Below are 24,994 nucleotides of genomic sequence, written 5' to 3'. Positions count from 1 at the left end.
CCGACTCGGCTACTCTGCGGATTTTTCGGTGCTCGACCTGACTCAGCCGCCGAAAAGCGCAGCACCGCACTGGCGTTAGCAGACGAGGCATTGAACCTACCCGAGCGAGCACACGCCAACGACGGGCTGGCTCGCGCGTACCGAGATCTCGGCGACGTCGATCGAGCGCGCGAATACGCCGGTATCGCGATGAGCCTGTATGCGAATCTCGGCGTCCCGGAAGCCGGGGATATGCGCGCTTTCCTGGGTATGCTCGCAGACTCCGATCAGCCCTAATCTCCACGGCGGTCAGAGTCGGCCGAGTGTCATATCAGCAAAATGTGACGTCACGATCCCGCTTGACAGATTTTGAGGCCGTGACGCATGGCTGCCGCCGACATAGCTGACTGCCGCGCTGCGGCGCCATTGCGATATCGCCGCGTGTCCGTCAGGCAGGCACTTCTTATTGCCTTGCCCTCGCAAAACGCTTGCGCCGTTCCGCTTCTGGCGCAGCCATATCCGCCCCGCGCCCGATGAAGCCGACCCAGTTCCGTGATCACTGCTATCGAGACCGTCACCCGTGAGCAGTACCTGAGCGCCAGTACACCGGTTGCCGGACCCACGCCCAAGATCGAGCCCTGCGGTACCGCAGGGCTGGCGCGCGGAATTCCCGGACTGGCGCCACAAGTACTGGACCTTCACCTCCGATCAACGCGACGTGCTGCGACTGCGCCCGATCAACATCGCCGCCGCCCAGCCAGCCTGAACCCTGATCTGTCGCCGCACGATCCACCCGGTTCTTGTTGCCCACTGCCCATCGGAACCGGATGCCAGGGCGGCGCCGCCGCCGAAACGGGAGCTGCCAACAGCCGCTCCCGTAATGCTGCTGATATTGGAAGGGAATCAAGGCCAAGGGACAGATCTGACACCAATACCACCATTGCACCGACATCGTGCCGACCATTCTCGAGGTCACCGGCATCCAGATGCCCGATGAGTTCGGCGGGGTGAAGCAATACCCGATCAATGGTGTGTCAATGCGCTACAGCTTCGACAACGCCGACACGCCAACCACGAAGAAACGCCAGTATTACGCCATGCTCGGCACCCGCGGCATTTGGGAGAACGGCTGGAAAGCCGCCTCGCTGCACGCCGCCATCAGCAACCAGGGCCACTTCGACCAGGATAAGTGGGAGCTCTACCACGTCGACGAGGACCGCTCCGAATCGAAGAACCTCGCCGACCAGTACCCCGACAAGCTCGAGGAACTGATCAACGTCTGGAACCAAGAAGCCCAGGACAACTACGTCCTGCCCCTCGACGACCGTTCCGTCGTCGAACAACTCGGCGTCGAACGACCCAAACCCGAACCGCCCCGCGACCGCTACGTCTACCACCCGGGTGCCTCGCCGGTCCCGGACGCCGCCGCGGTCAATGTCTGCGGCAGGTCCTACAAGATCGTCGCCAATGTCGACCTCACCCCCGAAGCTCGAGGCGTCATCTTCGCCCACGGCTCCCGCTTCGGCGGACATACCCTGTTCGTCAAGGACCGTAGGCTGCACTACGTCTACAACTTCCTCGGCATCCAACCTGAGCAGGACTTCGTCGCCTCGGCACTGCTCCCCCCTGGGCAAACACACTCTCGGCATGGAATTCAGCCGCGAAACCTCTGGGCAACACGGCGAATCCGTAGGTACCACAACGCTGTACGTCGACGGCCAACCCGTCAGCAAGGGCCCGATGCGCGCCCAACCCGCCAGGTTCGGCCTCGCCGGCGAGGGACTCAGTATCGGCTACGACAGTGGCGACACCATCTCCCCGCAATACCAGAGCCCGCCACCTTCACCGGAGGAACCATCCAGAACGTCACCGTCGAAATCGGCAAGGAATCCTTCAACGACCTCCAAAAGGAAGCCGAGGCCGTGTTGGAAGGAAACTAAGCTTCAGAACGCGATCTGCTCACACCGGGGCGGCCAATCCGGTCGCGCCCCGGCAGCTCTATCAGCGTCAAGGAAGTTGCAGGTCAGCGACATACACCAGGTTGGGGATATGGGTCAGTTCGCCCTCCGGACACAACAACTACGACACGTCACCCGTTCTATCTGCGGATATGCAGGAGGGTGGGTGATAGTGCTGAGCAGAATCAACGTGGAACCGCAGGTAGGGGCCTGTAGGGGTTCAAGACGGGTTCAGCTGAGAGAATCCTGAGAACCGACAGTAGGCCCGATGGATCGTAGACCGCCAGATCACGAATGTCGCGCCAGCCTATCGATATCGTCAAGGCCCTTCCTTGGATGCTGCCCCGCTCACCACACCAATCGGAAAATGGCTTCATGCACAACGCTTACCCGCTCGACTCCTCGGTCGAGACCGCCCAGTCGACCTACTCACACCTATCGCACGACAACGCGAACTCAACGGAACTCGAAGTCAGCGTCCCGAAGGATCCCCCCGACCTCACGCCGGCCGCTGCTCGAGCCCTGCTGCACCTCATCCAAGAAACCGCGGCACGGCCGCAATAACCGCCGACGTCGGAGCATCGAGCGCAAACACACAGCCGGACAATGCATTCCATGCAGCTACATGGACCCAATGCCGGGCGTGCTCGGCGGGGTCTGCAAGGACCGCTGAAATAGGGCCGCAGTCGCGGATCCCGCACTCGCGCAGGCGTACCCGAACAAGGCGGTGCCACCTACCAGTGTGGTTTCGGAAACCGACTGGCGCGACACGTATTCTGGGGTCAGTGCCGTACACCTGATGTGGCTGAACGATCCGTCCCGATCCTCAGCTGCACGAACTGCTTTCGGTCATCGCGTACAGCTGCCGCCGCCGAATCGACAGCGGCAGATTATGGGACTTCGCAACGATGATCGAGATCGCAATCTATCGTTGTGAATCGCCGACGCCGTTGTGTGGCTGGGCGATACACTGGCCACAGAATGTGGGCCCATAGACGCCGATCCCACTCTACGGACCATCCTGCGAGCCCGCGACGGGTCGGTTACCTGTGCCCCGGAACGGACAACTTCGTCGACTCGGTGTCCTCGAGCGAATCGCTGAGAACCTCGAACGACTCGAAGACGATATTCGCGACCCGCCGTCAAACACGACCTACACTACTGTCCCGCTGCCTGGAGGACACCACCGATACCGGTTGGGAAGCCTGCTGCCGCAGGCTCTACACCCGCCTGGCGGGCGATGAAGACGAGGCTGGCGGCGATCAGTGATGAGCCCTCAACCTGTCCGACCAATATCGGCACTTCGCCGCCAGATCCCGAGGCAGGTCGTACTGCCCGCTGACACGCAGCAGATTGTTGGCAACACTTCTCTGCATCCCGAGCAAGTCCGGATGGTTCGGCTTTCGGTCGGCCGAACGGGCCGCAGCCAACCACAGCTCTACGGCTTTTCGGGTATTGCCGTTCTGTATCGAGAAGACCGCACTCACATCGGTCACCCCGATACACGCGGCCACGTACTCGTGATTGTCTGGCTCGGATTCGACGAGCCCCGACGCGTATCCCATCGCCGCCGTGAACAGCGCTTCGGCGTCGGCGCGACACTCCATCGCCAGGTTCGCCAGACGTTTCGCCAGCCACAGATTCTTCGGCCCGACCGAACCTCGGTCATCGGCGAGTCTTCGGCTCCAGAGTGTGGCGATCTCGTGCCCGATCCTATGGCGTTCCGCGGGGTCCGACAGCAGGGCGAGGTTTATCAACGACATACCGAGCTCTCGAATCTCGTCCTGCCCCAGCTTCGACGCCGACTTGTCGACCATCGCCTGCCTGATGCCGATCGCGGCTCGCAAGGAAGCCGCCGACGCACTGTCTCGTCCCTGCCGATCCTGAACTTCGGCGAGTACCACGAATGCGCGGGCCCACTCGATATTGACATGATCCGCCGGGTCCGCACCTCGATCCTCGAATATCCGGACAGCCTCCGTGCACAGTAGTTCAGCGGACCCAAAGTCCCCCGTCCGTATCCGACCGCGTGCGAACTGTACAATCGCCCGCGGAGCTATCTGGACAGCCGCGCCAGGTTCCGGGACCGAATTGATCGCACCGCTGATTCTCTCCCGCGCTGTCTCGACATGACCGAGGACGATCTCGACACCGGCCAATCTACCGATCGTGTCGATCCTGAACGGCCACTGCGCGTTCTCTGGGTCGACCTCGCCTGCGATGCGATACATGTCGCAGGAGCGGCTCAACCACCGATACGAATCCGTCACGTGCCCTTCGTCGTACAGGGCGAGACCGTACATACGGGAGGTCACCGCCAACTGCTCGATTGCCCCGCGTCCCGGATTCGTCGAATAGCTCCATTCGGCGAGACCGAGCGCTTTCGAATAGTAGCGGAGCATGTCCTCGCCACGGTTCTCGTGTTCGCATACGGCACCGAGGCCATTCAGTGCATTGATGACATTGGTCGCGTACTCGGGCGTCGAATTCTCGGCGAACAATCTCCGGGTCAGGTTCAGCGCCTTCTCGTACACGGCGCGGGCGGCACGGTGGTCACCGATGCGCAGTTCCATCCCGCCCAGCTCGGACAGCGCGAATTGCAACCAGGCATCGGCATGCTTCGACGGTTCACGGGCGGCCACCCGTTCCCACTCTTCGACCGCCGTCCGCCTAGCCTCCAGCGCTTCGGCCGGGTCGTCCGATTCGCGGGCGAACCACATGGATAGTAGGCCGAGCACCTCGTGCGCTCGGGCTGCCGCAGGATACCGCTCGACCAGACGCCGGGCGAACGCGAGAGAATCCACGGCTCGCTCCCGCTGGAGCTTCTCCGTCCCGAGCGAGGACGGCAGGTCGGCGACACAGCCTGCCGCATTCGACATCATTCGCAGTTCGACCTCGCCCACGTCGCTGCTTTCGAACAATCCCTGTGCCGACGACAGCAACTGCAAGCACAACGTGACTCGTGCATCCGCTCGCATCGCGGATTTGTGCTCATGCACGGCTCCGGCCAGGAAACTCACTCCGGCAGAATCCAGTCCACGAAATCCGGCCTCGAGGCCACGCTCTCGCGCGGAGTCGATCACCACAGCGGAAAGCCTGCTCTGACGCTCGGGCGCAACTTTGTTGAGTATCGGCGACGCACTCAGGTCACCAGCGCGGAAGATGTGCCACAGCCTGTCCTCTTCGCAGAGTGGATCGTGGGCATAGGACTCCGCAAAATACCGCGCAATCCTGCTGTGCAAGGGCGCTTCATCGTTCTCGGCCACGAAGCGCTGCGCGATATGGCTCCGAATGATCGCGTGCGTGAATCCGAGGCGCCCGCCCTCGCCACGGGCGATGAGAAGTCCGGACAGTGCGCGCCGGATTCCGGCGATGGTCAGCGCGTTCAGTCCGGCGAGCGCTTCGAAGTCGACGGAACGAAGTCCCGATCGGGAGATGACGGCGAAGGCGAGGAATGCGCGCACCTCGCGCTCGCCGAAACGGTCAACGGCGCGGTCGATGATTCGGGAGACGAGGTCGCCGGTAGAGGCGGGTAGGTCGCGTACGGTCGCGGTCACGAGGTCGGCGATGGCTGTGATCGGGTCGGCTCCGGGGTCGACGCCGGAGAAGTCCTCCGCGTCCAGGGCCGACAGTTCGGCGACGGCCAGGCGGATCCACAGCGGAGTCCTCGATCGCGCGGTGAGCAGGTCGACGGCGAGGGCGGGCAGGCGGCGCCGTAGCGCGGCGCAGATGGCGCCGACCGCTAGGCGGCTGTCCGTGGATGCGAGCGGGGTCACCTCCAGCACCGTGATGTTCTGCGCCGCCGCGTAGCGGGTCTGGTCCGGGCTGGTCGTGGACGTCAGGACCGTGACTGCGGCGGGCAGGCCGGACAGAAAGGTCGGATTCGCATGACCGAGGATCTGATCGATCCCGTCTACCGCGAGTACGAGGGGCGCCGCGGCGGCGAGCGCGGCGCGGAAGGCATTCTCGAGGTCCTCGTCCACGAGGGAGACCAATCCCTCCACCACGCCGACCGCGGCGCAGGCACGTATGAGAACTGCTCGCAGCGTGGAGATTTCGGGTGAGGCGCCGGCGGACACAGCGACCACACGCGCTCCGCCGTCGACCAGTTGACGCACGGCGGCACACCAGACGGACGACTTTCCTATGCCGGACTCCCCAATGAGGCAGACACCATTCCCGTTTCGCACACGGTCGACCGCCGCCGATACCAGACCGCCGCGACCGTCGAAGGCACGGAGGCGATCCTCGAAGAACAAGGACTCCGCGGCCGACACCGGATCGACCCGATCGCCCGCGACCTCCTGTGCGCGGCGCAATACCTCGGCGCCGAGCACCCGTGTCGCGCAGGCGACGAAATCACCGAGTTCACGCACCCGCGCACCGTCGGAGACGACGCGGTAGCTGTGCACCGAGCAATGCCTGCGCACGCGGGTCTTGAGCGCGGTCACGAGTCCGGGATGCTGGTCTCGCCAGCCCGGTGGCACCGCTCCGACCAGCTCCCGTTCCAGGAATACCGCCCCGCTACCGGTCCTGCGCAGCGCACCGTATTCAAATTCGAGTGCCGTCACCGAGATTCCCGAGGGATAGTCGCTGATATCGGCCTCGTACATGGCCAGCGCCAGACGCAGTTCGTCCGGCACCCACCCGTAGCGCTCCCCCAGCAGTCCGACGAACAGCGGACGCGCACGCTCGATCTCCGACAGACAGACGGCGAGCACGCGCGCCTGACGAACCTCGTCGTCGAGATCGGCGTCCGAAACACCCCAGCGAAGATCGATGATCTCGACCCAGCACCCGTATTCAGCGACCTGATCGTTCAACGCAGGCAGCACCGACGCCATCAACTCGTCCCGCTCGGTGTGGAAGTCACGAAAAGTCGAGGAGACGAAGATCGGAATGACGGCCACCGCTACCTCCGATGTCGAATAGTATTGACCTACGGACCGGTCGGTGCATTATCGGAATTACACGCCACAACCTGTCACATGCCGAATGGCAACCCGGGTAGCTGCGTTCCAAACACCATTATAGGACAACATATTTGCGCGACATATGCCGAGAAGCGAAAGAAATACCCCTGTACTCGACTGCGGCAACAAGAGTTTCGCCGCCAGCAGGCCCCGCGCATACGCCGACAACCGCGGCTTCGCCCGCAAGAACCGGCCTACAACCCGCCCGAACAACTCCTCCAACCCAGCCGAACCACGCGGGTCTGTCCAGTTTTCGGCTATGTCCCACATTCGGTGGTGATGCGAGGTCGTTGACGGCACGATGTGCCGGTGTGTGAGCTGAATGTTGCTGTCGGCGTGGTCGTTTCGAGCTGTCCCCGTTGGTGGCACCGCCGGAGTGATGGGGTGCGGGAACACACCAGTGGCGGCAAATCTGTACGGAAGCGTCAACTTCGAATGCTCAAGCGTTTCGGCCCTACCATCCTGTCCAATCTGCAATACAGAACGGGGCCAGGTTATGGTTCAGCCCCCTCGACTGACCCCGATGTGCCGTGAGGCTTGTTGTGTAACCATATGAATGGTTGAGCTGAGGTAGCAAACCAACTTTGGGCGTATCTACGGCGGCATCTGAGTGGAGTCAGTTTGGCAACGCACCAAAACGCATGGGCACGCTGGCTGTTCAGGACTGTCTTGACATCGAACCGCGGAGAAGTGGCATGGGTCACGAGCACGTCGCGCAGCTGTGCGTTTGTGACCATCGATCGTCTCGTCCTCGACAACGGAGCAGACGTTCAACCGATGTCACCGCTTCAGCGGAACGACGGCCACCGAAGTCCGGCTCGGCGCCTACCACACCGGTGGTCGTGGTGAGACAGATTTGGGAAAGGTTGCAGCACAACCGTAGTCGACGAAATGCCAAGGATGGCGATCGCGAGAGCGGGAGCGCTTTCGTGGATCAACCGCTCAGACTCGATGTCATCTTCGACGACGCCGATCGAGCCGCGATTGACCCGCTTCTTACGGCAATCCGTGAGACAGGTGTGGAACCGAACCCGCCAGGGGACGAACCATCCGCTGTGAACGCGGTGTTGATTACCCCAGCACTCATTCAGCACCGTGCCGAGTCCGAATTGCGCGCCGTGACCGACCGGTACCAGGAGGTTATCCCGGTATCGTTCTTGGAAGGCGCGGCGCCGATCTACAAGGAGCGCAGCCAGACTCTGGTACGACAACTCGGTCACCTTGAGGCCGCGCGCAGGATCAGTTTGACCGTCCGGCACGGTGGCCGGACCATCGTCGACTGGCAGCGGTTGGCCGACCAAGCGATCAAGTGGCGGGACGAAGGCGCCGGCCTGCTGCGTGCCTCCGAAATCACTGCGGCCCTTGCGCTCACACACAGCGAGACCGCGAAGGCGTCCCCGGATCGGAGGACGGTCCTGGACTACGTGGGCGCGAGCAGCTCAGCGGTGAGCAGGCGGCGTCGCCGGTGGAGTGGAGTCCTCACCTCAGCCGCCATCATGCTGACCATCCTGCTGATCGTCGCAGTCGTGCAAGCCTTTTCCGCACGCCGCGAGCAACTGGCGGCGGACCTGGCAGCGAACCGTGCGGACGCCGACCGACTCAGCCGCGTCGCGATGTCACTCATGGACGCCGATCCCGACCTCCCGTCGATTCTCGCCGCCACCGCATACAACCTCGCCCCCACCGACCTCGCGCACACGGCCGTTGCCCAGTCCGCCGCGAAGACCTGGCCGCATGTTTCCGTTCCGATCGACTACCGACCGCAAACGGTGACCGCGGCACGCAATGCCGAACGGTTCGCGGTCGGCGAGTACGACAAACCGGTGGTGCACATATACCAGGTCCATGACGACCGCACCGTGGTGGAGGCCTCGCGGATCGAGGTCGCCGCGTCGGGTGTGGTCGCTGTCAAGGGGTACCTGAGTCCCAACGGAACCACCCTCGCGACCACCGAGGCAGACCTGGGCACGATTCGGATCATCGATGTCGATTCGGCCGCGGCGAACAAGCCCGGCTGGGTCACCGAACGAGACCGGCTCTTCGGCTGGATCGCTGATCACCGGTTGCTCATAGGTCGGGGTGACCGGCTACTGAGCGTCGATCTCGACGGCAACTCTGAGACAGTGCTATCCGTGCCAGAGGGGCAGGAAGTCAAGGATGCGGATATCAGCGGCAACGGCCGGTTCATCGTCGCGGCCACCACGAAATCCATTACGCGCGTGGACCTGCGGCGGGAAATGCCCGAACGAACAGCTTCCGTCGAGGGCGCGTGGGACGTGGCGGTGAACAATACCGGCACCCTGGCGGTCGCGGCAACCAACCCGCTCGCCACTACAGTCGAGTTCCGCCCGGAAACGGCCGAGGTCAACGAACTGCAATCGTTCTACGCGTCCAGCGTGGCATTCGTCACTGACCAACTGGCCCTCACCGGTAGCCGCAACGGCACATTCTCCTTCTCGCCACGAGACGAGCACTACGGCAAATGGGAGCAATCGGCCACCATCCGAGCTCACCTCGACGGTAGCCTGCGCTCGGCGATGATCGGCAGTCGACAGCTCGTTACGATCGCGAACGACCGCTACCTACGGGTCTGGGATATATCCGACGATGCGGGCGCGAGTTCCTATATCAGCAGGTCGTGGCAGGCCGGATTGGCTGGAGTGAATGCCAAGACGGGAGTAGTGGTCCGGCCGCGCCTCTCGGCTCGGAACCAGATCCGGTTCGCCACTTCCCACGACGTGGTGATCACGGGACGGGCAGGATACGCAACCGTTCTCGACGCCGAAACACTCCAAGAGATAGAACCGCCCGCCAGAAGGCTGAGACGCGAGGCCGGCAAATGTTCCGAGTGCGCCGGCATCCCCGGATATTTCAGCGGTCTGTTCACCGAGCTCCTCCCATCACGTAATGGCCGGTTCATCGCGGCCGTCAGCTCGGAACGGACCTGGATCAGCGAGCACTCCCCGCAATCGCACTACTTCGACGGCCCGTCGCAGGTTGTCGAAAGCCCGCCGCTGAAACTGCCCCGGGTCACGGCGAACGGCGGGGAAGGAGTGGGTGCGGTCAGCGACGACGGCACCGCGGTCGTAGTAGCTGACGACTCCGTCGTGGCGGTCATATCGGCCGCCGACAAATCGATCGTCAGCCACGAGTATCCCCAGCAGCGCCGCCCCGTCGGACTATTCGCGCGCGGCTCCTCGCCCGCCATTGCCGTCACTTCCGACGGATACCTCCGCGACTCGGCCGGCACCGAGACACGGCTACCGCTCACGAACCAAACCGAACTGGCCGCTTGCGAAATCCTCTCGAACACCAACTACGTATGCGTCACTACACAAGGTCAAATACTGCGGATCGAAGGCCGCGCGGTCTCCGAGATCGGTTCGGTGGGAGATGGTTTGACGCCATTCGCCGTCCGCCTATCAGCAAATGAGCACCGCGTCGCCGTGATCGGCCAGCAGGGGCTGTCGGTCGTGGAGATCGATTCGGGCATCCGCTCCGTCACCCCCAACCGGATCAAGGATCGGATGATCACCGACGTCGCGTTCAGTCCCGACGGGAACCGGCTACTCGCGGTCCGCGCTGACGGGACCGTGGTCGCGGTCGCGGTCGTTACGCAGCCGACTGCGCCTCGTGCGCTCACTGCAGAGGAATCCAGACTCGTCGGCATCCCGGACAGGGCACGTTAGTGGCCGACGTCGCGATCTCCTACGCACATGCGGACGCGCAGATCACCGCCCGCGTGCGTGCAGCCATCGAAGCGCACCGATTGAGCGTATGGATCGACGAATCCGGCGAAGACACTTCTGCGGCCGAATCGATCAACCTCCCTCCGGGCCAGAAGCATTGGGATGTAATCACATCCGAGTTCGTCGGCGCCGACGTCGTACTCGTCATCGACACCGTGAACTGGCGCCAGTCCGAATACTGTCAGGACGAATACCGATTTCTCCGAGACTGGGGCAAGTGGGTCGTCCATGTAGCGCCGGAGGATCCGCATACCTACTCGGCTTTCGTCGCCACCCTGCGCGAGCAACGCGCAACCATCCGAGCACACACCCGGCTCGTGCAGGCCGCCCGCGCGAGCGCAAGCGCCCCCATTCAGTCGCGGGCCGAGCGGATACTGAACCGATCGCACGCTCATGACGCTCGGCGGGTACTCGAACCCAATGAACGACAGGAGGTCTCGGTCTCCGACGAGCTGGCCAAGTTCGCCGGAGAGGCGCTCGACCGCGACCGGGCCGTCAGGCGCAAACTCATCCGCGCCGGAATGATCGGTACCGCGGTACTCGCAGTGCTCGCACTCATCGGCGTTCTGACATGGACCTTCGCCGAGGCGAAAAAGCGCTCGGCTGAACACAATGCGGACAGGTCCATCGCGCTCAACTTGGCATCGGAATCGCGCAACGAGGAAAACAGCTTCCGCGCAGTGGATCTCGCGACTCAGGCGCACGCGCGCCAGCCCTCCCGCGAGACCAGCGAAGCGCTCGCCCAGGCAACGGCGCGGGACTCACGGATGCGGGTCGTGCCGATCGATAAACAGCCATACAAGGGCGCTGTCTGGGCTCCCGGCGGACGTACACTCGTGGCATACACGAACTCCGAGATCTACTGGCTCGACGGCGAAACCGGTCGGGTCCAGGCTCGGCGCGATGCGGTCGATGACATTGTCAACGGCGCCGTTGTAGCCTCCGCGGACGGGAGGACAGTGGCCTTCGTCGCCTCCGACGCACTCTGGGTCATCACCTCGAACCTCGATGACAAACTCGAATTCGTCAGCCCGAACGTCGTTGCCGTCGCGACCGGAAACGGTACTGACCTGTGGTGGGCATGGTCACTGCACGGAGCGGGCGGGATCATGCGCGGCACCTTCGAGACCAGCGAGCCACATGGCTCGGAGGTCTTCAAAGGGACTCCAGCACTGAGCTTCACCGTCGACAGCGATCGCGGGCTGGTCGACTACGTGGGCACCGACGGCAAGGTGCACTCACTGCGCGGTGACCAAGACGGCCTCGCCGAATACGCGTCCTTCGACGTCGTCACGCTCGATGTCCCGGAGGGTCGCTACGGGGCAACGATCACCCGGTGTGGCGACAACTTGTTCGGAATCTTCTACGGTGGAGCAGGGATTCACTTCACCCTCGGATACGGTGCCAAGACGTTCAGTTCTGTCCAAGGGAAAATCGAGGTTGTCGAGAAAAGAAGCAACGGGAAAACGCCGCCCGTCTGTCAGCCCGACGGGTCCGCTGTGCAAAGCAACTATCTCGGCTCACAGAGACCCGACACCGTCCGGGCGGTAGATCCGCGCCCCGACATCCCCGAAGGTGCGGAAGTATATGTACTCGCCGCCGACCCCGGTGGCACGCGTCTGGCTGTGCTCACCTGGCAGGGACAGCTCTATCTCCCGGGCCACGACCACATCAGCTCGTGGCCGGTGGAGAACGCGGTCACCCTTTTACCGTTGTCGCGTGACCTGGCCATACTCGGGGACGGTGCGGTTGTCGATGCCGCGACCCGAGATGTCGTCGGCAAGATCAGCTCTCAGCAGGTGTACTCGAGTACGTTGTCGATCATCGGTGACACGGCATACGTTCTCACCGGAGAGGGAGTGATCGCGATCCGCGCCGACGGCAGCGCGGAGAAAGTGTTTCCCGCCGACCCCACGACGATCACCGACATGCGCGCCGGCGCGGACGGCAAACACCTGGTCCTAGCCCTCAAGAAATCGGTTGTCCTACTTGACCTCGCGACTCGATCGACCAGCCGGACTCCGATTCAAGGATTGACCGACGACGATCTCGTTCTCGACGCCGACATCACCACAGCCGGGGACACTGTTGTCGTCGTCACCGCGAACGGTCGGGTCGCATCGATCAACATCAAGCAACCCAACACGCCAAAGTTCCATGACCGAACACTGGCCCCCGGTGATCAACTACGGATCGCCGTGTCCCCCGGCAGTGGACAGATCCTGGTCGCGGGCCAGGACGGAGTGCTGCGGATCCTCGACCAGAACCTGCACCAGGTAGCCGAGGCGTTCGCCGGGAAACCGACCGAGCGGATGACCCTCGCGGGGGCTTACGCACTACTGGCATTCGATAACTCCGCGATGCTGTACGACGTGTCGAAACAGGAAACGATCGACGTGATCGACAGTCCCCTCGATCCCGAAACCACCCGCATCGACATCCAACGCAAGGTATTACGCGGTTTGCGGTTCAACGCCTTCGCCGTCTCCGAGATCGGGAACCCGGCTACGATGCGGCGCATCGAGATTCCGTTACCTGGCGTGAAGTAAAACCAAGACTGACCAACACCGGATACACCCATCAAGTCGGTATTCCGATTTCGTGACAACTACCCCACACTGCGCGACATACACCTCAGGTACGTGGTCAGGCCGCGAGTTGATATGTGTGGGCTGCGAATAGTGTTGCCGTCGTTCACCAGACGTACGGGATCTAGTGCCGTGTCCGGGAAGGTTGGGGCGGTAATCGGGGTGGCGGGTTGATCGTGGGCCGGTGACCGGTGATGTTGCCCGTGGAGGTGGTGCCGGTGGCTCGCAAGCCGGATGTGTTCGTCAGAGCGCCGTCATCCCCCAGGAGGGGCGGAAGTTGGCCCAGATCGCGCGCCGCAGCAAGGTTTCGGTGCGGATGCGGCGGGCGATCGTGGTGATTGCCTCGGCGCAGCGTCAGCCGGTGCCGATGATCGCGAAGCTGATGCAGGTGTCGGAATCGTATGTGCGGCACCTGATTCACGATTTCAACGAGAAGGTGTTCGACGCACTGAACCCAAAATGGAGCGGGGGCAGGCAGGTGAAGACCGATCAGGCGATGCGTGATCGGATCGGTCAGATCGCCCGGTGCTGTCCCCGGAATCTGGGCTGGCCGTTTTTGGTGTGGAGTCTGTCGAAGCTGGCGGACGTGTTGCGCACCAACCAGGTCGCCGACCTGAGCAGAGAAACCCTGCGCCAGATCCTGAAGGCCGGTGGGTGTCGTGGCAGGCCACCACGACGTGCAAGGCCAGCAACGATCCCGAATTCACGGCCAAGATGGCGCGTGTGCTCGATCTCTACGACGACCCGCCCAGCGACGGCCGGGTGGTGTGCGCGGACGAGTTCGGGCCCTTTGAACCTGCGGTGAGCGGTGACGTCGTGGAGACGAACGACTTGGCTGAAAGTCGGAGCTACCGCCGCGAAAGGGCCGCCGCTGATGAATCATGCCGATGGTGAGCGGTTACGGAATCGCAAGGTGGCGTATCGGGGTTGCTTTGATCGTCCCGGCCAGACCACCGCTGACTATCATATGATCATGAGTTCATGCACTGCCCCGGTCAGGGGCCATCGGACCGCCAGCGCAGCCGCGGCGTGCCCTGCATGCCGCGGCCGACGCTACGGGTACTCATCACCTCGGCCCTACTACCCGCCGCCGGCCTACACGCCGCCGAGCAGCAGTGGGGGCGGGGCGAGCAGTCGGGGCGGGTCCATTAGCGGCAGAACGCGCCCGCGTTGGTCGCCGAGCACCTCCGCCGTGACCTACACGCCTGCCGAAGTTCGGGCGCTGACTCCCGTTCGCCGCACGGTCGAGTTGCGAGCGCGTCAGGAGCCCGACCTTCGCGACGTCTTCCTCTGCCATGCGTGGGATGACCGGTGCGGTGCTGCTACGGAGCTGAACGACCTGCTCGTAGCCGAGGGCGTGTCGGTCTGGTTCAGCGAGAAGGACATCGTGCTCGGCCAACCGTTCATGCGGGAAATCGACAGGGGCCTGGCGAAGTCTCGTACGGGTCTCGTTCTAGTCACCCCTGCGCTGCTGAAGCGCGTCGACCGCCGGGGGGTCTCTGACAAGGAGCTCTCGGAGCTCCTTGCACGCGACCTGCTGATCCCTGTCGTGCACGAGACGAGCTACGACGAGCTCCGTAAGGTCAGCCCCTTGCTTGCCTCCCGAAACGGGTTGAACACGGCGGATGATTCGATGGCAGACATTGCCACCAAGATCGCCGAGCTGGTCGCCGTTGAGGACGACCTAGAAGTTTGCTGAATAAGCGGAGTTTGGGGGCGGGAAGAGCGCCGACATAGCCGTCTGTGCGGCGAATTCGAGTCAGGCCCCGTGGGGTCGACGAAGTGGTCGTTCTCCCCGCCGACACCCAGGATCGTGTCTCGTGGCCCGGGGTGCAAGTGTTTCGGTGTTCGGGCGGGGCTGGTCAGATGATGGCCCAGGTTCCGGTGGTGTGGGTGAGGCCGTTGAGCAGGCGGCGCAGGTTGAGTGCGGCGACACACCCTCGGCCTTGAGGATCTGACGCAGGGTCTCGCGGCTGATATCGGCAATACCGTTGGTTTGCAACACTTCCCGCAGTTTCGACAGGCTCCACATCGAGAACGGCCAACCCAGGTCACGGGGACAGCACCGGGCGATACAGGCGATGCGTTCACGCGTCACCCGATCGACCTTCTTCGGCCTGCCCCCGCTCCATTTTGGATCCAGCGCCCCGAACCCCCTCTCGTTGAACTCGCGGATCACTTGCCGCACATAGGCTTCCGAGACCTGCATAAACCGGGCGATCGCCGGCACCGGCTGCCGCTGCGCCGAGGCTATCACCACGATCGCACGCCGCATCCTGACCGGTTGCTTGCTCGTCTTCGTGATCCTCTGCAACCGACGCCCCTCTTCCGGGGTCACCGCTCGCACAAACACTTCCGGCCTCCGGGCCACCGACACCACCTCCACCGGCAGCATCACCAGCAACGAGCACTCGATCAACTCGACACCCGGTTACCGACGCAACCTATCTGGCACTAGGTGATCTGGCGAGCGGTGTGTGGAAAACCAGTTCCTCTTCAGAGCCTGTGCCGAGTAGCGAGCCAGACGACGTGCTCGCGGCTGATCGCCTCCTCAGCATCGTCGACCTCTCGGCACCATAACTCCTCCGAGTCCGCCATTTTCAGCTTTGCCTCGGCGTTCGCAAGGTCCGTGCAAGCCGCCGAATATGCACGAGCGAGAGAGTCGTGCTGTTTCGTCTCGATCCACGCGATGGCGGCACCCGCGATCATCGCCAGCGCGGGGCCGAGCATAAGCTCAGTTTTTACGACGGCCGTGATCAGCGAGGCCACCGCGCCGGAGAACTCCAGTACAAAGAGCGCAAAGCGCCAGTGGTTCGATCGCTGCTTGTTATACCGTGCTTTCATCGCGTACCAACGCTGTTGATCTAGTAACCGCTCTTCAAGATAGGTTTTCCTGCGTTCATTCAACGAGTTGGACCGCTGGCCCGACATCCAGTCGGAAATCTGTGGGGCGGCAACCGGAGACAGTTCAAGGGCTGAAAACTGCGCCTTGAGCTCATCGAGTTTGTCGATGAGGCCTCGTTCCGCTTCATTGGCAGCGATGCCGATCGGAAAGGGAAGTCCACCAACGGAGTACTTCCATGCCAGGGTCTTCGCCGACTCCGCGACTGCGCGGCCGTCGTACCATGCCTTGTCGGGCCGCCGCCGCCACAGCGATGATTCCTCGATGATCGCTCCGACGAATGCCACCATACCCACCAGCCCCAGCACGTCGAGGTGCCCGCTGCCCACCCGCCAGGTCACGACTCCAGAGACAGCGGCGATGACCAAGTACAAGAGCCGGCGGCGGATGCCGCCTACATATGATCGCTGCCCTTCGAGCGAGGCAGCGTCTGCTGCTTGAAACAGCTGAGGCATCGAAGAGTCGGGAACCGTTGATGGAGCAGCCATCTCGCCATCATTCCCCAGATCTGTCGGTGCTGCGGTCTACACTCGCCCGCGAAATCCTCGGAAACGACAAAAGCCCTCCTCGTCGTGGTCGCCGAGTTCGAAGCCGATCTCGGTGATATGCGCACCCACGACGGCATGGCAGAGGCCCGCCTCGAGAGCAAACAGCCGAAACTGGCTCTCGCCACCTGTGTTTGCGGATCGCCGCATGTGACGAACGCGGTCAGCAGCGCCTCGCGAAACGCGCCCTCGAGATCAGCCAGTGCGTCCCCGGGCCGCGACGCTCTCGACTGTCGGGTTCCACCTCGACCCGTATCGCAAGGGGAGGGCGGGCGAAATCCAGCCGAGCGGCGGATCGCGGGAGTACCGACATGCACTGCCTCAGCCTGGCTTTCACCGGGCAAATTACTCGACACCTCCCGAGCTGAAACAGTCGCTGGCCTGTTCCGCGGAAACCGTACGGCCTTGTGCCCCAATGTGTCACGCTGCCGACATGGCTTTCTTACGGGCAGATCGCATGCGCGTGCTGGTGACCCTCAACCAGTTCGAATCCCACTTCCGTGGACTGGTCACACTGGCCGACGCGATAAGCAGGCATGGCCACGATGTCCGCGTTGCGGCACCCCAGAAGTGGGGCGCCTGGCTGCACAGCAACTACGGAGTCGAGACCGTGGACGTGAACATACGGCGGGCCAACCGCGAGTTCGATGCAGCCATCTTCGGACTTCTGCTCGACCGGGACATAGAAGCGTTCGACCGGATGTACATGACGGAGTTCCTCGGCGACCGGATCGCCCTGCGTATCGCGGAAGACGTACTGAACCTCTCCGAACGGTGGCGGCCCGATGTCGTCCTGCACGAGTGCTCGGAATTCGGCGGTTACCTGGCCGCGGAGGTGCTCGGAATACCACACGTCACGGTGGACATCGGCCCGCTGCAGCTTGTGCGAAACCTCCACGAAGACCTGATCCGACCCGCTCTGACCATTCAGCGGGCCAAACTCGGGCTTCCGGAAGAACCGTCGACACCGGGAATCCTGCGGCATCTCACGGTCTCCTTGACGCCGAAAGAATTCAATAACGCCGATCTCGACACCCCACTGGTCCGATACCGGCACGAACCACCGGTACGTCACAATGATCAACTGCTCCCGGACGTGTTCACGTCGATGCCTGGCGATAGGCCGATCGTTTACCTCTCACTGGGCTCGATCGGACCCTTCTCACCGCGGTTCAGGGATCGAATGGCCGAAATCTACGGAGAGGTCTTCGCGGCCTTGGCCGAACTCCGGTGTACCGCGGTCGTCTCGCTGCCGTCGCTGTACCAGGACATATTCCGGTTGCTACCGCCACACATCCATGTCCTGCCGTACGTCCCCCAGTCCCTCGTATTGGCGAACGTGGACCTGTTCATCACGCACGGTGGATTGAATTCGATGCGCGACACGATAACCTACGGAGTCCCGCATGTCGTACTCCCCTTCTTCGCCGATCATCCCGGAAATGCACGACGCTGCGAAACCCTCGGCACCGGCATCCACATCGATCCCATGACCGTCACCGCCTCGGATGTTTTCACCGCCTGCCAGCGGACCCTCGACGACCCTGCCTACCTGCAGGCCGCGCGAGCGCTCAAACGACATATGTGGGCACTGCCGCCACAATCTGCATTCGCCGATGACCTCGGAGATCTCGTTCTAGGCTCGCACCGGGAGAAAATAGAATGAATGATAGAGACAATCTGCTCACGATAGTCCGACGGTTCCACAATTCGCAAACCGAGCATCCCTTCGTCGCAGGCGTCACTGAGATCCAATCATCCGGCGCCTGCCTCAATGACGACGACCGCGTCGCCGTCGTCGAGGCCGCACTGGATATGCGTATCGCGGCGGGAATCCTGGCACATCGATTCGAGAACGAATTCGCCAGAAAAATCGGACTCCGCAAGGCTCGACTCACCAACTCCGGATCATCGGCGAACCTGCTCGCGGTAACCGCATTAACCGCCCCGGAGTTCGAGGATGCCCGGCTGCGCCCCGGGGATGAGGTCATCACGGCTGCGGCCGGATTCCCGACGACAGTGAATCCGATACTGCAAAACGGATTGAAACCGGTGTTCGTAGATATCGATTCCGCCACATACAACACCACACCGGAAGCCGTGGCGGCGGCAATCGGCCCGAGAACCCGTGCCGTCGTACTGGCACATACGCTCGGTAACCCGTTTCCGGTGGCAGAGATCTCCGCGTTGTGCGCGGAGCACGGTATGTTCCTGATCGAAGACAATTGCGATGCAGTCGGATCAACATACCAATTACGCGCTACCGGCACATTCGGTGACCTGGCCACCGTCAGCTTCTACCCGGCACACCATTTGACCACAGGTGAGGGCGGATGCGTCCTGACCAACAACCTGACAACAGCTCGCGTCGTGAAGTCTCTGCGCGATTGGGGACGCGACTGCTGGTGCGAGCCGGGCGAAAGCAACAAATGCGGAAAGAGATTCAATCAACAGCTTGGCGGGCTTCCCTACGGATACGACCACAAGTACATCTATTCGCATATCGGCTACAACCTGAAAACAACAGATATCCAGGCTGCGCTCGGGCTCTCCCAGCTGGCCAGACTAGACGATTTCTGCGCCCGTCGGCGTCATAACTGGCGTCGGCTTCGCGAAGGCCTGGACGGGATCGACCATCTCCGCCTGCCGGAACCAACATCCCACAGCGATCCGAGCTGGTTCGGATTTGCCCTGACGGTGCTGCCGGACGCGCCTTTCGGCCGTATCGACATCGTCAATTTCCTCGAAGGCCGCAAAATAGCGACCCGTGGCCTCTTCGCCGGAAATCTCCTGCACCATCCGGCGTACTCGAATATCGAGTGCCGGATTTCCGGAAGCTTGGCGGCCAGCGACTACGTCGCCGACAACACCTTCTGGGTCGGCGTATACCCGGGCATAACCGACGAGATGACCGACTACATGATCGCCTCGGTCCGAGAGTACGTTTCCGGCTACCAACGCTCCCGGGTCCGGCTCGTGGCGACCTCGCCCGAGGACAAGCGGTGAACAGGCTGGTGGTCACCGGTGCGGACGGACTGCTCGGCAGCGGGATAACGAGGGCGACGAGCCCGTTTCATCGTGCCGATCGACAGGTGCTCGGGTTCGGATCGAAAGAACTCGACATCACCGATGCAACGGCGCTGCACGACACCGTCGGCCCCGGCGATGTGGTCATCAACTGCGCGGCATACACCGGCGTAGACGCCGCCGAGACCGAAGCCGATAAGGCGTTCGCGGTCAACGGGGTCGGCCCGGGACTACTGGCCCGAGCCTGCGCGAACAAGGGAGCGCGACTGCTGCACATCTCGACCGCGTACGTCTTCGACGGGTCGGCGTCGAGTCCATGGGAGACCTGGTCACCGACCGCCCCGTTGAGCGTGTACGGAAGATCCAAGTTGGCAGGTGAGGAGGCCGCCCGAGCAGCGTTGCCCGATGTGCGGATCGTCCGCACCATGTGGCTGTACTCGGGGACCGACCGGGATTTCCCGGCCGCGCTCGTGCGGCGATGCTCCCGGGGCGAGCACGTCGCGGTCGTCACCGACCAGATCGCGTCCCCAACCTACGTCGACGATCTCGTATCCGCTCTGTTCGACCTCGTCGCCCACCCGAATCCACCGCGACTGCTCCACGCGACCGGAGGCGGCGCCGCATCCAAATACCGATTCGCTCATGCGATTATCGAAGCGGCGGGACTCGATGCGGACCTGTTACGGCCCTGCCGGACATCGGATTTCCGAGATGCCGCAACCCGACCCCGGAATGCCGTTCTGTCGAATTCATCGTGGATCGACTGCGGCCTTACACCACTACCACACTGGCGTGACGGACTGCGTCGCGCTGTCAGGGCTGCAGTTCGGGACATCCGGCCGTGAACGGAGCGAACCGATGACACAGCGCTCGATGTCCGCGTACCTACGGCTGCGGCTGACTTCGGCCTACGCCGGTATCCGGCGCAGGCCTCGACCAACGATTCAACCCCGGCCACAAAACATTTGAACCAGACAACAACCCGAAACCGATCCAACCAACAGAACCCGACATCAACCTCTTCCGCTCAGCTACCTCCACTGGAATGCCGAAAAGTATTGCAGCTCAACAGAATGCCGGCGTCTCCACGTGATCACAGATTCTGTACTACGCTCTAGCGACGCACAATAGAAGTACTCGTGCACACATCTGCACCAATATTGTTGCGGCTCCATGATCGATTCCCCTCTCGCGCACAGATTCCTGACAGATCTGCCAAATTGCGTCACATCTGCCCCCTCGCGGAAGTTTGCGGGCGCAGGTTATCGCCGATGATCGCGGCCGTCATCCCGCCCCATTCCCCGCTGCAAGAACTCATCCACGGCCACCTCCCGACATCCCGGACGGTGCGCCCTGCCGACGGTGATGTCGTCTACGGGATCTGCACCCTCGGCGACGGGGGCCGCGTCCTCGACAAGCTCGGCTTCGCCGCCCTCGACTGGCGACCGGGCACCCGCCTGGAGCTCACCTGTCTCGACGCTGGAGTGCTGCTGGCTCGACCGGCCATCGACGGACATACCGTCATCGCCGCGGGTGGGTACTTCCGTATTCCAGCCCTTCACCCGGATGCTCCGCGCTACCGGTAACCAGAAACTGCTCCATAGGCCGTTGATGTATCAGCAGGACAGCACACCGACGAGCAAATTCGTTCGAGGAGCGACCCCTGCGCAATCGGTTTGCAACGCATAGCATTCGGGACATGCACCGTGGCAACTGGTTCCGTGTCCTGCTGTGCCTGGCAGTGCTCGGCAGTACCAGCGGATGTATCGGGGCGGTGGACCGCGCGGATTTCGAGGACCAGATTCGAACGCGCGGCGGCGGTCTGGTGAGCGCCCTGCCGCAGGCCGCGATCGCCGCGCTGGCCCAGCGCATCGACGCCAGCGACCCGGATGTGAACGTTATCCTCCTCACGGCACCGAACTCCACCCAGTTTCGGCTCGTCCTGAACAACCAGCCTGCCCAGGTGACCAACTTCCTCGCCGGAAGCGATTTCACCGCCCGCGAACCCACTGTCCGCCTGCGCGTCCGGCCGCACGGTCTGTCCCGCGTGATGGACGACTACTCCTTCACCCTCGGAGACCTGAGTGCCCCACGCCCCGTGCGGGTTTCCTCCTTCGACGACCTGGACGGCGAGAACTTCACGATCAGCGAGGTGCCCGGCCTCTCGCGTATCGAAGACATAGTCGATACCGCCCGCACGCGCAGCGAAATCCCCGACGGACAGGTCACCGCCATCGTGGTGAGCCGCTTCGGCCGCGACATCCGCATCGTCGCCAACGTGGTCTCCGCCCGCTCGGAGGTGGTCGCCGAATTCGACCGCACCGGCGTCTTCCTCCGAGCCCAGCAGGTATAGCCGATGCCCCGTGTAGTGACAACCCTCTCGACCGGCCTCCTCGTCGGTGCCTTCAGCCTCGTCGTGCCCGTCGCCATCTGGCCTGGCGAAGCGAAACTCACCGCGCCCCTGTTCTGTTCATCCCCGGCCACCGAACCCATGGTCGTCTCCGACACCTTCCACGACTCCGAAGGCACCTCCACCAACTACACCCTCTACTGTGTAGGAGACCACGGCATTCTCACCAACGAGGGCTTCGCCCTCCCGATGTTGGTGATGCTTACCGCGCACACCGTGATCGTGACCACCCTGGTACTGCTCGCCACATTGTTCAAAACCAGGACAGAGCCTGTGCGCGATCGGCCTGTACAAGGTCCCCTTCAATCAGAACCGAATCCGCACATCAGTACTGAAGACTACTTCGAACACTGACCCGCCGGCCGCCGCTCGGCGGCGGGCATGCAATCCCAGACTCGGGCTGCCCTGGCGCATCCGCGGTCTGCGGTTGCAGGCCACCGAGCTGGACTGGTCGACAGGCAACGGCACCGCGGTCGCGGGCACCAGCGAAGCATTGCTCATGGCCATGGCCGGACGCCCCGCCGTGATCGGCGAACTCAACGGCCCCGGCCTACCACCCTCGCCGCACGGCTCGAGCGCTGACCGCCTGTCGTCGCACGGACGCTGGTTGCCGTGGCCGCCGGCCAGGCCGGGTGGCCCCGGTGCCCAAGGCTGGTGCCGGGCCGGTGAGTCGGACCCGAAATCCGCTGGCAGGCGGCATGGATTCCGCTAGCCTCGGGTTGTCCTTTCCGGCCCTGTGCTCAACAGCGGGCTGACCGTGGTGTTTCATCCCAGATCGTTCATAGCTGGGGGCTTTGTTCTCCAGATGTCGATGGACGTGGATTGGAGGCATGTGCGCAGCTCATCAGTGGTCCTCGCGAAGCGGCGCGCTGGACGTGAGAGTTCGTTGTCATCGAGCAGGTGGTGGCGTCGATGATCGGCCCCGTTATCGAGTTGGTAGTCCGCATAGGTGTGGGTGGCTTGCTCATCCTCGCCGGGTCCGCGAAGGCCGCTACTTCGGTGTCGTGGCGGGTGGAGTGGCTGGACTCTTATCAGTTGCTTCCTCATCAGGTGCTGCGCGCGACCGCATGGCTGCTCCCGGCGACCGAGGTGGTGGTGGGGGCCATGTTGGCGCTCGGAGCCTTCGATCGCGGCGGCGCACTCGCCGCCGCGGCAGTGCTGGCGATGATGACCCTCGCGGTGACGATCGCGCTGCTTCGTGGACAGCAGGTCTCGTGCGGGTGCCTGGGCAAGGTAGGAACGCTGATCTCGTGGCCGGTCGTGGCACGCAACCTGGTGCTCATCGCCGCCGTGGTCTGGACCGCCGCACGCGGGATGACCGGCCCGGCCATCACCGAGTTCGCCCCGGCAGTCCAGATCACCATCATCGGCGCTCTCGCCGCAGCGCTGAGCCTGCTGGCCTACCGACACCGCACGCCTGAACCGGTGCAGGACCCGTCGGCGCACCCGCACGCCCATGCCCCTACCGAACCGGCCGATCTGCCTTTCCCACAATTGAATTCGACTCGGCAGGCCTACCGGTGACCACCCGCCGAGATCTGCTCCGACGCCTCGGAGTCACCGCCGCGCTGGCCGCCACCATGTCGGCGATAACCGCGATCTTCCCCGAAATCGCCAACGCCGCCTGCGACTCGAACGGCTGCAAATGCGCGCCAGGAACGAAAGGCGGGGTGTACTGCGGCTGGTGTTCTGCGGTGACTTCCCCCGGTCAAGGCGGCAAATGGAGCGACGCCTTCCTGTGCAACGGAGAGCAATGCTGCCGCTACGGTCCTCGATCAAGCTGCGCCGACTCTTCGAATTTCTCGCCGTGCGGCTGAAAGATCTGAAGACCCCGCCCGCAGCGGACTCGCTCGTCGCCACGTGCCCCGTCTCGCCGCAGGAATCGAAAGGAGAGTGTTATGACCCACCCCCGCAGGACTGTCCTCCGCCACGCCGGATACGGCACGGTCGGGGGCGCGCTCCTGGCCGCTCTGACCTCCGTGTTTCCGGAGTTCGCCTCCGCCCGCGCACAAACTCGAGGACCAGCCCAAGGGGTCTCGGCGGTGGATGATTGCTCCGATCCCCGTCGGTGCGAAGCACGATGCAAATGCAACGGCTACCAGATCGGCAAGTGCCAAACTATCAACGGCCAGGCAAAAGCCTGCTGGTGCAGCAACGATAACCAGCGCTGGTCTACGGCTCCGTCCACCTGCCCCTGAACATCTGACACCGCCGTCACTTACCGAACAGCACAGACTGGAACGCCCATGGTTCACCCTGCTGGGTTGGTCTGAACGGCGTCGCGTGGCCGCTTGCTGAAGTTTGCCGGGTCGGCGATCTGAATCCTTTACGGGCCTACGTCAGATCGGCTCGACGGCAACGTAATTCAGACCGCAGCCCTGCGCTCGGCGCGAGCGATAAAAGCCAGAAGCGGACTTTCCCGGCTACGGTCGCGGTGTATGCGGTGGTGGCTAGCTCCGCGCCGATACCGGGCATGAAACCTACCTCGGTTCCACGCCCGATGGGATGCCTGGCCATTTCTGGTGGGGCGCGGCAGGCAAACAATGACACCGACACCGGGCTGTATACGAACAGTGGTTGTACTTCGCCCAGCAGGTTCCTCGGGTCTCGGCAGACAGACGAATACGCCGCGCCGTTCCCGACGTTCGTCAACTTCGGATAGCAACCTGCCTCCAACACCGTCCGGCTGACCCTTTCGAACCGGGTCAGCCGGACGCACGCTCGTCGGCATGAACGCGCACAGCGGCATGAACGTGCGTTGCCGTTGTGGGAAGGCTGGGCGTCACCTGATCAACCTGTCCACGAACGATGGCCGTAGCGTCGCATCGGTGAGTGGTGAGAGCCGTTACCAGGCATACGAAGC

The 24,994-nt window shown here is 63.2% G+C and carries 16 protein-coding genes and 2 pseudogenes; 15 read left to right on the top strand and 3 right to left on the bottom strand.

Annotated elements, in window-relative coordinates:
• The first annotated feature begins 90 nt into the window (after nt 1-90).
• From AB0J47_RS39625 to AB0J47_RS39615, 3 genes and pseudogenes are all read left to right on the top strand, one after another.
• Complete coding sequence (locus AB0J47_RS39625; RefSeq protein ID WP_364358959.1) at nt 91-276, top strand: hypothetical protein; 186 nt, start codon at nt 91-93, stop codon at nt 274-276.
• A 593-nt stretch (nt 277-869) separates the two neighbouring features.
• Nucleotides 870-1,919, top strand: a pseudogene (locus AB0J47_RS39620) (arylsulfatase); the annotation flags it as partial.
• Nucleotides 1,920-2,312: 393 nt separating this feature from the next.
• The gene (locus tag AB0J47_RS39615) at nt 2,313-2,501 is read left to right on the top strand and encodes a hypothetical protein (RefSeq protein ID WP_364358956.1); all 189 of its coding nucleotides are present in this window, start codon (nt 2,313-2,315) and stop codon (nt 2,499-2,501) included.
• Nucleotides 2,502-3,199: 698 nt separating this feature from the next.
• On the opposite strand, the gene AB0J47_RS39610 is transcribed toward AB0J47_RS39615, so the two are convergent.
• Entirely contained in the window at nt 3,200-6,847 is a 3,648-nt protein-coding gene (locus tag AB0J47_RS39610) for a DUF4062 domain-containing protein (protein WP_364358953.1), read from the bottom strand.
• 992 nt (nt 6,848-7,839) lie between these two features.
• Here AB0J47_RS39610 and AB0J47_RS39605 point away from each other — a divergent pair.
• From AB0J47_RS39605 to AB0J47_RS39590, 4 genes are all read left to right on the top strand, one after another.
• Nucleotides 7,840-10,599, top strand: a complete 2,760-nt coding sequence (locus tag AB0J47_RS39605) for a hypothetical protein (protein ID WP_364358950.1) — start codon at nt 7,840-7,842, stop codon at nt 10,597-10,599.
• A complete protein-coding gene (locus AB0J47_RS39600; RefSeq protein WP_364358947.1) occupies nt 10,599-13,208 on the top strand; it encodes a toll/interleukin-1 receptor domain-containing protein in 2,610 nt (869 codons plus the stop codon). The genes AB0J47_RS39605 and AB0J47_RS39600 overlap by 1 nt, the downstream gene beginning before the upstream one ends.
• A gap of 355 nt (nt 13,209-13,563) precedes the next feature.
• Nucleotides 13,564-14,052 carry a helix-turn-helix domain-containing protein gene (locus AB0J47_RS39595; RefSeq protein WP_364358944.1) on the top strand — a complete coding sequence of 163 codons (489 nt, stop codon included), beginning with the start codon at nt 13,564-13,566 and terminating at the stop codon, nt 14,050-14,052.
• A gap of 387 nt (nt 14,053-14,439) precedes the next feature.
• Nucleotides 14,440-14,946, top strand: coding sequence for a toll/interleukin-1 receptor domain-containing protein (locus AB0J47_RS39590; protein WP_364358941.1), 507 nt, complete (start codon nt 14,440-14,442; stop codon nt 14,944-14,946).
• Nucleotides 14,947-15,006: 60 nt separating this feature from the next.
• Here the strand turns inward: AB0J47_RS39590 and AB0J47_RS39585 are convergent, their stop codons facing one another.
• Both AB0J47_RS39585 and AB0J47_RS39580 read right to left on the bottom strand, forming a co-directional pair.
• Entirely contained in the window at nt 15,007-15,642 is a 636-nt protein-coding gene (locus AB0J47_RS39585) for a helix-turn-helix domain-containing protein (protein ID WP_364358974.1), read from the bottom strand.
• Between the two features lie 101 nt (nt 15,643-15,743).
• Nucleotides 15,744-16,637: a DUF4231 domain-containing protein gene (locus AB0J47_RS39580; RefSeq protein WP_364358938.1), complete on the bottom strand. Its 894-nt coding sequence runs from the start codon at nt 16,635-16,637 to the stop codon at nt 15,744-15,746.
• A 490-nt stretch (nt 16,638-17,127) separates the two neighbouring features.
• Here AB0J47_RS39580 and AB0J47_RS39575 point away from each other — a divergent pair, with 490 nt between their 5' ends.
• The 8 genes and pseudogenes from AB0J47_RS39575 to AB0J47_RS39540 all read left to right on the top strand — a co-directional run bounded on the left by AB0J47_RS39575 (nt 17,128) and on the right by AB0J47_RS39540 (nt 23,655).
• On the top strand, nt 17,128-18,360 hold the full coding sequence (locus AB0J47_RS39575; protein ID WP_364358935.1) for a glycosyltransferase: 1,233 nt from the start codon (nt 17,128-17,130) through the stop codon (nt 18,358-18,360).
• Nucleotides 18,357-19,700, top strand: coding sequence for a lipopolysaccharide biosynthesis protein RfbH (rfbH, locus tag AB0J47_RS39570; RefSeq protein WP_364358932.1), 1,344 nt, complete (start codon nt 18,357-18,359; stop codon nt 19,698-19,700). Before AB0J47_RS39575 ends, rfbH begins: the two co-directional genes overlap by 4 nt.
• Nucleotides 19,697-20,566, top strand: a complete 870-nt coding sequence (rfbD, locus tag AB0J47_RS39565; protein WP_364358929.1) for a dTDP-4-dehydrorhamnose reductase — start codon at nt 19,697-19,699, stop codon at nt 20,564-20,566. Before rfbH ends, rfbD begins: the two co-directional genes overlap by 4 nt.
• A gap of 426 nt (nt 20,567-20,992) precedes the next feature.
• Nucleotides 20,993-21,307, top strand: coding sequence for a hypothetical protein (locus tag AB0J47_RS39560; protein ID WP_364358926.1), 315 nt, complete (start codon nt 20,993-20,995; stop codon nt 21,305-21,307).
• A 113-nt stretch (nt 21,308-21,420) separates the two neighbouring features.
• A complete protein-coding gene (locus AB0J47_RS39555) occupies nt 21,421-22,074 on the top strand; it encodes a hypothetical protein (protein WP_364358923.1) in 654 nt (217 codons plus the stop codon).
• Nucleotides 22,075-22,077: 3 nt separating this feature from the next.
• Entirely contained in the window at nt 22,078-22,485 is a 408-nt protein-coding gene (locus AB0J47_RS39550) for a hypothetical protein (protein ID WP_364358920.1), read from the top strand.
• Nucleotides 22,486-22,516: 31 nt separating this feature from the next.
• Nucleotides 22,517-22,687 (top strand): annotated as a pseudogene (locus tag AB0J47_RS39545) (DinB family protein); the annotation flags it as partial.
• Between the two features lie 356 nt (nt 22,688-23,043).
• Nucleotides 23,044-23,655 carry a MauE/DoxX family redox-associated membrane protein gene (locus AB0J47_RS39540; RefSeq protein ID WP_364358917.1) on the top strand — a complete coding sequence of 204 codons (612 nt, stop codon included), beginning with the start codon at nt 23,044-23,046 and terminating at the stop codon, nt 23,653-23,655.
• The last annotated feature ends 1,339 nt before the right edge of the window (nt 23,656-24,994 follow it).

The sequence above is a fragment of the Nocardia sp. NPDC049737 genome, assembly GCF_040674755.1.
Lineage (GTDB): Bacteria > Actinomycetota > Actinomycetes > Mycobacteriales > Mycobacteriaceae > Nocardia.
This window is presented reverse-complemented; position numbering and strand designations above follow the sequence as displayed.

Coding starts and splice junctions, on each gene's coding strand:
- AB0J47_RS39615 (WP_364358956.1), top strand. CDS start 2,313: ATGCACAACGCTTACCCGCTCGACTCCTCGGTCGAGACCGCCCAGTCG.
- AB0J47_RS39595 (WP_364358944.1), top strand. CDS start 13,564: ATGCGGCGGGCGATCGTGGTGATTGCCTCGGCGCAGCGTCAGCCGGTG.
- AB0J47_RS39585 (WP_364358974.1), bottom strand. CDS start 15,642: ATGCTGCCGGTGGAGGTGGTGTCGGTGGCCCGGAGGCCGGAAGTGTTT.
- AB0J47_RS39580 (WP_364358938.1), bottom strand. CDS start 16,637: ATGGCTGCTCCATCAACGGTTCCCGACTCTTCGATGCCTCAGCTGTTT.
- AB0J47_RS39575 (WP_364358935.1), top strand. CDS start 17,128: ATGGCTTTCTTACGGGCAGATCGCATGCGCGTGCTGGTGACCCTCAAC.
- rfbH (WP_364358932.1), top strand. CDS start 18,357: ATGAATGATAGAGACAATCTGCTCACGATAGTCCGACGGTTCCACAAT.
- AB0J47_RS39560 (WP_364358926.1), top strand. CDS start 20,993: ATGATCGCGGCCGTCATCCCGCCCCATTCCCCGCTGCAAGAACTCATC.
- AB0J47_RS39555 (WP_364358923.1), top strand. CDS start 21,421: ATGCACCGTGGCAACTGGTTCCGTGTCCTGCTGTGCCTGGCAGTGCTC.
- AB0J47_RS39550 (WP_364358920.1), top strand. CDS start 22,078: ATGCCCCGTGTAGTGACAACCCTCTCGACCGGCCTCCTCGTCGGTGCC.
- AB0J47_RS39540 (WP_364358917.1), top strand. CDS start 23,044: ATGATCGGCCCCGTTATCGAGTTGGTAGTCCGCATAGGTGTGGGTGGC.